This window comes from Methylobacterium sp. WL103 (assembly GCF_008039885.1).
GTDB lineage: Bacteria > Pseudomonadota > Alphaproteobacteria > Rhizobiales > Beijerinckiaceae > Methylobacterium > Methylobacterium cerastii.
In genome coordinates, this window is sequence record NZ_VRUX01000142.1 from 1 (window position 1) to 8,912 (window position 8,912).

An 8,912-nucleotide genomic window follows, 5' to 3' on the forward strand; every position below is an offset into this window, starting at 1 on the left:
GCCGCCACCGAAGCCGCCGCCGCCCCGGCCGCCGAAGCCGCGGGCGTCGACGGTCGCGGGAAGCATGGCGAGCGCGCCGGCCATCAAGGCGGACGCTAAGACAATCCGTTTCATCAGTTTCTCACGCGTTCGAGATGTCGTCGTCAGTGGCACAACGCGTGAGGGAGCAAATCGTACCGCGCGATCCGAGACCCGCGTCGAAACATCCGCTTATCGAGACGAAGATCAGAAGAACGCCTGCAGCCCGGTCTGCGCGCGGCCGAGGATCAGGGCGTGGACATCGTGGGTGCCCTCGTAGGTGTTCACCGTCTCGAGGTTCTGAGCGTGACGCATCACGTGGTACTCGCCCATGATGCCGTTGCCGCCGTGCATGTCCCGGGCGGTGCGGGCGATGTCGAGCGCCTTGCCGCAATTGTTGCGCTTGATCAGCGAGATCATCTCCGGCGCCATCTTTCCCTCGTCCATCAGGCGGCCGACGCGCAAGGATGCCTGCAATCCGAGCGTGATCTCGGTCTGCATGTCGGCGAGCTTCTTCTGGATGAGCTGCGTCTGCGCCAGCGGCCGGCCGAACTGCTTGCGCTCCAGGGTGTAGGAGCGCGCCCGGTGCCAGCAATCCTCTGCGGCGCCCATCACGCCCCAGGAGATGCCGTAGCGCGCCCGGTTCAGGCAGCCGAACGGGCCCTTGAGGCCGGAGACGTTGGGGAGCAGCGCGTCCTCGCCGACCTCGACGCCCTCCATCACGATCTCGCCCGTGGTCGAGGCCCGAAGCGACAACTTGCCCTTCAGCGTCGGAGCCGACAGCCCTTTCATGCCCTTTTCCAGGATGAAGCCGCGGATCGCGCCGTCATGCGCGTCGGACTTCGCCCAGACCACGAACACGTCGGCGAAGGGCGCGTTCGAGATCCACATCTTGGCCCCCGACAGGCGGTAGCCGCCGTCGATCTTCTCGGCCTTGGTCTTCATGCCGCCCGGATCGGAGCCGGCATCGGGTTCGGTGAGACCGAAGCAGCCGATGAATTCGCCGGATGCGAGCTTCGGCAGGAACTTCTGCCGCTGCTCCTCGGAGCCGTAGGCGTGGATCGGGTACATCACCAGGGACGACTGCACGCTCATCATCGAGCGATAGCCGGAATCGACCCGCTCGACCGCCCGCGCCACGAGGCCGTAGGCGACGTAGCCGGCGCCAGCGCAGCCGTACTCCTCGGGGATCGTCACGCCCAGCAGCCCGAGTGCGCCCATCTGGCGGAACAGATCGGGGTCGGTCTTCTCCTGGGCGTAGGCGTCCACCACGCCGGGCAGCAGCCGCTCCTGGGCGAAGTCCTGCGCCACGTCGCGGATCGCGCGCTCGTCTTCGGTGAGCTGGTCCTCGAGCAGGAACGGGTCGTCCCAGACGAAGGCGGCCGACGCCTTGGCCAGGGGGCCGGCGCTTCCGGCGGGCGCGCGCATCGGTGCGTTCATGGTCGATCCCTCTCCGAAACGGTCTCGGCCGGTTCGGCGATTCGCCGGCCGTTGCGCCGCAAGATAGCCGGATGGGCCGCGACTTCCACCGCGCCCGCCGCGGGGAAGGGTCAGGCCCGCGCCGCTGTCACGCCCGGCCGAGCAGCGTCAGCCACGCGATGGTGGTGAAGGGGGCGAGCAGGGTCGAGACCAGGAGCGAGGCCGCGATCAGGCCGGTTTCCGTCCGGTAGCGCATGGCGAGCAGGTAGGCGTTGATGCCGACCGGCATCGCCGCGAACAGCGTCGCGACGCCGGCATAGGCCGGCGGCATCACAAACAGCTTCGTCGCGAGCAGCCACACGATCAGCGGGTGGACGACGAGCTTCAACAGCGCGATCACCACCGCACCGGGCAGGTCGAACAGCACGCGGTAGCGCCGCAGGCCGGCGCCCAGCGCGATCAGCGCGCAGGTCGAGGCCGTGGCCGCGAACATGTCGATCAGCGCCTTGGGGATGCCGGACGGGACGATGCCGCCCTGCTTCAGCGCCATGCCGATCAGCAACGCCACGAAGATCGGGTTGCGGATCAGCACGAGGCCGAGGCCGCGCAGGCGCTGCCAGAGCGAACGCCCGGCCTCCGCCTCGATCAGGAAGGTGGCGCAGCCCATCATCAGCGGCAGGTGGACGGCGAGTAGCAGGAAGAGCGGGAACGCCCCCTCCTCGCCGTAAGCCTGGAGGATGGTCGGCACGCCGACGAAGATGGTGTTCGACTGGCTGGCGGCGAAGCCGTGCAGGATCGCGCCCTGCCGCTCGATGCCCGCGCGCCGCCGCGCGATCAGCGACCCGGCGAGCCAGGACATGCCGGCGCCGCCGAAATAGGAGATCCAGTAGCCCCAGGAAATCTCGCCATCAAGGCCCGGCCGGGTCAGCGTCGCGATGATCAGCGACGGCACGGCGATGGCGAAGACGTATTCCGAAAGCCCCTCGCTCACCTTGTCGGAGAGCAGGCCGGCCAGCGCCGCGCCCCAGCCGATCAGGATGATCCCGAAGATCGGGACGATGATCATCACGGCGTTCACGGGATGGCGGACCGGCTGGCGTTCGAGGAGGGCTTGCGCATAGCACGCCCGCTGCGGCCTTCACGTTGCGTCGGGCGCATGGCCGGAGCGAAGCGGCGCGCCGGCTAGAGCATTTTCAAGCGAGGTGGATGCCGGCTCGTGTGAAGAGAATGCGACCACACAGCAGGTTAGAGCATTTTCCGTGATCCAGAGATCAGGGAAAATGCTCTAAGATCCGGCGACCTCGGTCCGGGCCTTCAGGATATCGATCAGCGCGCGGTCGCGGCGGGCCTCCAGCTCGGGCAGCGTGCGGCCGGCCGCCTCCGCTTCGACGCCTTCGACGATCGCATCCTTCACCGCGTCGCTCAGCTCGGGGCGGCCGAGGCTCTCCCAGCGGCGGACCTGGCTCGGCCCGAGGTGGTCGAGGTAGTGCCGGATGCCGCCCGCCCCGCCGCCGAGATGATAGGTCATGTGCGGCCCCATCGCCGCCCAGCGCAGCCCCGGCCCGTTGCACAAGGCCGCGTCGATGTCGGCGACGCTGGCCACCCCCTCGGCGACGAGGTTCACCGCCTCCCGGTACAGGGCCGAGGCGAGGCGGTTGGCGACGTGGCCCGGCATCTCGCGCCGCAGGATCACCGGGCGCCGCCCGAGCCGGGCGTAGAACGCGGCGGCGCGCTCGCCGGTCGCCGGGTCGCCCGCCACGATCTCCACCAGCGGCACCAGGTGCGGCGGGTGGAACGGGTGGGCGACGATCACCCGTTCCGGCGTCCGGCATTCGGCGACGATCCGGCTGCGCAGCATCGCCGAGGTGCTCGACGCGACGATCACGCCGGGCGCCGCCCGCGCGTCGAGCTCGGCCAGCACCGCCCGCTTGACCGCCTCGTCCTCGGGCGCGTTCTCCTGCACGAAGATCGCGCCGGACACGGCCGCCTCGATCGCGGTGCAGGTCTCCAGGCGCCCGCGTCCACGCAGTCCGAGTTCCCCCAGCTGGCCGAGCGCGTGCGCGACGGAAGCGCGGAGCCGGTCCGCGAAGCCGGGCGCGGTGTCGTAGGCCGCCACGTCGAAGCCGTGCGCGAGGAACAAGGCCGCCCAGCTGGCACCGAGCGTACCGCAGCCGACCACGGCTATGCGGCCGGTTTCATCCGTTTCAACAGCTGTCACGGCGTCGCCTCCCTGCGCTTTACTTTCAGTCGGCGCCTCGCCTAGTCAATGCAGCGCCCGGCGTACATCGCCGGGCGAACGGCAGGCGGAACGACCTGCGACCCGGAGGACATCGATGTTCAAGCGCGCCTCGGCCGCCGCCGCCGCGATCCTGCTTCTCGCCGCCGGCACCGCGCGGGCCGACGACGTCGTCCGCCTCGGGAACCTGAAGTTTGCCCACTACGGGGCGATCTCCTACATGAAGGAGATCGCCCCGAAGTTCGGCCTGAAGATCGACGAGAAGCAGTTCGCCAAGGGCGCCGACATCTACCCCGCCATGGCGGTGGACCAGATCGACATCTCGGCCTCGGGCGCCGACGGCGCGGTGGCGGCGCGTGGCAACGGCGTGAAGCTCTACGTGGTGGCGGGTTTCGCCAACGGCGGCGTTCGCATCCTGAAGCGGCCCGATCTCGACGCGGTGAAAACGCTAAAAGATGTGAAAGGCCTCAAGGTCGCCACCGTCCGCGGCGGCACGCAGGACCTGATGCTGCTCGCCGAGCTCGACAAGCACGGCATGACCTGGGGCGAGCGCGCCGGCAAGGACGTGCAGCTGATTTACTTCAACAACTACGCCGACCTGAACCAGGCGCTGGCGCAGAAATACGTCGACGTGATCTGCCAGTCGGAGCCGCAATCGACTCAGGCGATCAGCGCCGGATGGGGCGTCGAGGTGGTGAAGCCCTACGACACGCCGATCGGCATCCCCGTGCGTCCGCTCGTGATGACCGAGAAGATGTACAACGAGAAGCCGGAGATCGCCGGCCGGGTGCTCAAGCTTTTCGTGGCCGCGACCAAGGCCTTCATCGACGACCCGGCGCTGGCCGAGAAGTACGTGCGCGAGTCCGTGTTCAAGGGCCAGCTTTCGAGCCAGGACTTCCGCGACGGCATGGCGAACGCGAGCTACACCTACGACGTGCCGGCCGGGCACATGCAGACCACCACCGATTACATGATGAAGTACGGCCTCGGTAAGATGACGACCCCGCCCAAGAGCGATGCCGAGTGGGTGAAGACGGACCTGCTCGACAAGGCCAAGGCGGATCTTGGCATCAAGGCCGAATCGAAGACCCCGTGATGCGGCTTTCCTCGCTGCGGGGCGCCCTCGTCCCGGTCGGCCTGCTCGTGCTCTGGGAGATCCTGAGCCGGGTCGGCGTGTTCTCGCCGATCGTACTGCCGCCGCCGAGCTCGGTGGCGGTGAAGTGGTATGCGGGCCTGCTGCCCGCCCTCCCCTATGAGCCGGGCCAGGAGAGCTACGTCTCTTGGATCTTCTCAGGCGAGATGCCGCACGACGCGGTGTCGAGCCTGACGCGGGTTCTGGCGGGCTTCGTCATCGGTGCGGGGCTAGCAGTGCCGACCGGTCTGATGCTCGGCACGAGCGACAGGCTCTATGGGCTGTTCAACCCGCTGCTACAGGTGCTGCGCCCGATCCCGCCGATCGCCTACATACCGCTCGCCATCGTCTGGTTCGGCCTCGGCAACCCGCCGGCCCTATTCCTGATTGCGCTTGGCACCTTCTTCCCGGTGCTGGTCAACACCATCGCCGGCGTGCGGCAGGTCGACTCGATCTACATCCGCGCTGCGCGGAACCTCGGCGCCAACTCTTGGACGATGTTCCGCCGGGTGATCCTGCCGGCCGCGAGCCCTTACGTGCTCGCCGGGATGCGAATCGGCATCGGCACCGCGTTCATCGTCGTGATCGTCGCCGAGATGATCGCGGTCTCTGACGGCCTCGGCTACCGCATCCTCGAGGCGCGCGAGTACATGTGGTCGGACAAGATCATCGGCGGCATGCTGACGATCGGCATCCTCGGCTTAATCATCGACGGCGCGATGAGCCGTCTCAACGACCACCTGCTGCGCTGGCATCGCGGCCTCGAGCGATAGGCCACCCATGTCCGCCGACCGGCAATCCAAGTCCGCAGAGATCGTCGTCGCGAACGCCGTGAAGGTGTTCGGCACCGGGACCGCCGCGGTCGCGGCACTCCAGGACATTTCGACCACGGTGCCGGAGGGGCAGTTCCTGTGCCTGCTCGGCCCCTCCGGCTGCGGCAAGTCCACCCTGCTCAACGCCATCGCCGGCTTCACCCCGCTCACCGACGGGCGGATCACCATGGGCGGCAAGGTGGTGACGCAGCCTGGGCCGGACCGCGGCATGGTCTTCCAGGAATACGCGCTGTTCCCGTGGATGACGGTCGAGGACAACGTCCGCTTCGGCCTCGATATCAAGGGTGTGCCCAAGCCGGAGGCCACGATCGCCGTCGATCGCATCGTCGCCACGCTGGGGCTTTCCGACTTCCGCAAGCGCTATCCGAAAGACCTGTCCGGCGGCATGCGCCAGCGCGTGGCGATCGCCCGCATTCTGGCGCTCGATCCGCCGGTGATGCTGATGGACGAGCCGTTCGGGGCGCTGGACGCGCTGACCCGGCGGACCCTTCAGGACGAGCTCCTTCGCATATGGTCGGAGTACCGCAAGACGATCGTGTTCGTGACGCACTCGATCGAGGAGGCGATCTACCTCGCCGACCGCATACTGGTGATGACCTACCGCCCTGGCCGGATCAAACGCGACGTCACCGTACCGATGCCGCGTCCGCGCGACCCGTCGAGTCAGGACTTCAACGCGATCAAGCGCGAGCTCGGCGCGCTGGTCATGGAGGAGCAGCAGCGCTTCACCAACGCCGAGCTGCACGCGCCGGCCGTGGACTGAGCCGGGCGGGGCCTATCCTCAGATTCGCCGCTTTCGGCGGGCAACAGCCTTCGGCAGCCTGCCAACCCAGGCGCGTCGAGGAGATCGGCCTGCGGTGATCCGCTTCGAGAACGTCACCAAGATCTACAAGACCGACGGCCATCGCCGCACGATCCTAGAGCGGGTGTCGCTGACGCTGAAGCCCGGCATCAGCTACGGCATCCTCGGGATCAACGGCGCCGGCAAGTCGACGACGATGCGCATGATCGGCGGCACCGAGGAGCCGACGAGCGGCAAGATCAAGCGGGCTCTGCGGGTTTCCTGGCCCCTCGGGTTCGGCGGCGGCTTCCACCCGATGATGACCGGCCGGGACAACGTGATCTTCGTGGCGCGCGTCTACGGCGAGGACCCGAAGCGCGTGCTCGACTACGTCGAGGACTTCTCCGAGCTCGGCAGCTACCTCGACGTTCCGATCCGGACCTACTCGTCGGGCATGGGCTCGCGCCTCGCCTTCGGGATGAGCATGGCGATCCCGTTCGATTGCTACCTGATCGACGAGGTCACGGCGGTGGGCGACGCGCGCTTCCAGCGGCGCTGCTCCGAAGTCTTCGCCGAACGGCGGAAGTCCGCCGACGTCATCATGGTGTCCCACTCGATGGAGACGATCCGCGAGTGGTGCACGCAGGGCATCGTGCTGATCAACGGCCGCGCCATCATATACGAGGACGTCAACGACGCGATCGAGGTCTACCGGCGCCTGAACGCGTGAGGTCGCCGCACGGGGCAGACATCGTTTCGCCGCGCAATGCGCCGAGGGTGGACGCCAAATCCGCCCGGACAACGGAATTAGCAGGTCCATGAACGTCGAGATCCGCAACCCTCAGGGCCAGCCGCTGACGACCGCAGACCGGTCCAAGGCGGTGGCGGAGTCGCTGAGCCAGATCGCGCGACTGTCCCGCTTCGCCGACCGCAAGAAGGGCATTCGCTCCTACCAGAGCCACGTGAAGAGCGATCCGTGGCTACCGATCCTGTTCGTCCTGTGCTTCGTCCTGCCGACCGTCGCGGGCGGCATCTATTACGGCCCGATCGCCTCCGACCGTTTCGTCACCGAGGCCCGCTTCGCGCTACGCCCAGCCCTCGGCGGCGCCGAGAAGGCGACGCCGGATGCGGTCGGGACCAATGCCGGCGTCCCCAAGGAGCTGCTGGCTCAGGACGTGCTGATCACCCACCAGTACGTCCTTAGCCGTCCGATGCTGGAGGTGATCCAGGCCAAGCTGCCGATCCGCGAATGGTTCAGCCGCGACCAGATCGACTTCCTCTCGCGCTTCGATCCCGAGAAGCCGATCGAGAAGTTTTTGAAGTACTGGCGCGAGCGCGTCGCCATCGACCTCGAGGGCAGCTCCGGCATCATGTCGCTGACGGTGACGGCCTTCGATCCGGCCGAGTCGCTGGCGATCACGAAGGCGGTGATGACGGAAGCCGAGCGCATGGTGAACGAGCTCACCATGCGCGCGCGCAACGATGCGGTCGCCGAGAGCAATCGCGAGATGCGCTTGGCGGAGGAGCGCCTGGCGAAGATCCGCCTCGCGGTGCGCGACCTGCGCAACCGTGACGGCGTGCTCGATGCGCAGAAGGCCAACGAAACGAACCTGAAGGTGATCGCCGAGCTTAGGGCCGCGCGCATCAACCTTTCGGTGCAGTTGACGATGTCGCTGCGCGACCTCGCTCCGGAATCGCGCCGCATCCTCGACATGAAGGCCCAGATCAAGGACCTCGACGATAACATCAACCGGATCGAACACCAGTCGGCGAGCCAGGATCCGGAGCAGAAGCGCCTGCTGTCCGACACGCTGACACGGTTCGAGGCGCTCGACAACGAGCGCAAGGATACGGAAAAATACTACGCCAAGGTGATCGCCGCCAACGAGCGCGCGCGGATCATCGCCGCCCGGCAGATCGAGTTCTTCAGCCCGATCGTCGAGCCGGTCCTGGCGGAGTCCTCGACCCAGCCGCGACGGCTGCTGATGAGCAGTCTCGTCGCGGCCGGCGCGGCGTTGTTCTTCGCCGCCGCCTTGTTCGCCCGCAAGCAGATGACCTGATCGCGAGCTTCGCTCAACGGCGATCCGAACCGAAGGTCTGGCTCGGCGCCGGCGGGGTGCCGGCGGTGCGGGGCTCGTCCACTGGCAGCAGGGTATGGCCGCTTTCGGTGTCGAGACCGGTAGTGGTCGAAGCTGCGGCCCCGATCGCCGTCGACCCGACCTCGCCGGCTCCGACCTCGGCGCCGGTCATGCCGCCGGTCCAGCCCTGTGCCCGCCAGCCCTGCGCCCGCTCGTCGAGATCGATCGACCCGTGCCGATCGAGGATCGCCAGGATGCGGTCGGCCTGGCCGTCCTCGACGCGGGCGGTGACGAGGGTGCCGCCGCGGCGCACGCCTTCGGCATAGGTCTCGGCCTCATGTTCGCTGAGGCCGGTGCCCGTCAGAGCGCCGAGGAGGCCGCCGGCCTCAGCGAACATGAGGCCGAGACCTATGCC

General features: G+C 67.8%; 8 protein-coding genes and 1 pseudogene. 5 read left to right on the top strand and 4 right to left on the bottom strand.

What is annotated here, in order from left to right:
* Positions 1–225 precede the first annotated feature (225 nt).
* From FV222_RS11100 to FV222_RS11110, 3 genes are all read right to left on the bottom strand, one after another.
* Positions 226–1,458, bottom strand: a complete 1,233-nt coding sequence (locus FV222_RS11100) for an acyl-CoA dehydrogenase (protein ID WP_147754727.1) — start codon at positions 1,456–1,458, stop codon at positions 226–228.
* Positions 1,459–1,585: 127 nt separating this feature from the next.
* Positions 1,586–2,515 carry an AEC family transporter gene (locus FV222_RS11105; RefSeq protein ID WP_147761503.1) on the bottom strand — a complete coding sequence of 310 codons (930 nt, stop codon included), beginning with the start codon at positions 2,513–2,515 and terminating at the stop codon, positions 1,586–1,588.
* 207 nt (positions 2,516–2,722) lie between these two features.
* Positions 2,723–3,655 carry a 3-hydroxyacyl-CoA dehydrogenase NAD-binding domain-containing protein gene (locus FV222_RS11110; protein ID WP_147814289.1) on the bottom strand — a complete coding sequence of 311 codons (933 nt, stop codon included), beginning with the start codon at positions 3,653–3,655 and terminating at the stop codon, positions 2,723–2,725.
* A gap of 115 nt (positions 3,656–3,770) precedes the next feature.
* Between FV222_RS11110 and FV222_RS11115 the strand changes: the two genes are divergently transcribed.
* The 5 genes from FV222_RS11115 to FV222_RS11135 all read left to right on the top strand — a co-directional run bounded on the left by FV222_RS11115 (position 3,771) and on the right by FV222_RS11135 (position 8,479).
* Positions 3,771–4,769: an ABC transporter substrate-binding protein gene (locus FV222_RS11115; RefSeq protein ID WP_147754433.1), complete on the top strand. Its 999-nt coding sequence runs from the start codon at positions 3,771–3,773 to the stop codon at positions 4,767–4,769.
* Complete coding sequence (locus FV222_RS11120; RefSeq protein ID WP_147761501.1) at positions 4,769–5,578, top strand: ABC transporter permease; 810 nt, start codon at positions 4,769–4,771, stop codon at positions 5,576–5,578. The genes FV222_RS11115 and FV222_RS11120 overlap by 1 nt, the downstream gene beginning before the upstream one ends.
* A gap of 7 nt (positions 5,579–5,585) precedes the next feature.
* A complete protein-coding gene (locus FV222_RS11125; RefSeq protein ID WP_147761500.1) occupies positions 5,586–6,401 on the top strand; it encodes an ABC transporter ATP-binding protein in 816 nt (271 codons plus the stop codon).
* A gap of 94 nt (positions 6,402–6,495) precedes the next feature.
* A complete protein-coding gene (locus FV222_RS11130) occupies positions 6,496–7,149 on the top strand; it encodes an ABC transporter ATP-binding protein (protein ID WP_147754430.1) in 654 nt (217 codons plus the stop codon).
* 88 nt (positions 7,150–7,237) lie between these two features.
* Positions 7,238–8,479, top strand: coding sequence for a capsule biosynthesis protein (locus FV222_RS11135; protein WP_147761499.1), 1,242 nt, complete (start codon positions 7,238–7,240; stop codon positions 8,477–8,479).
* A 13-nt stretch (positions 8,480–8,492) separates the two neighbouring features.
* Here the strand turns inward: FV222_RS11135 and FV222_RS31125 are convergent.
* Positions 8,493–8,912 (bottom strand): annotated as a pseudogene (locus FV222_RS31125) (hypothetical protein); the annotation flags it as partial.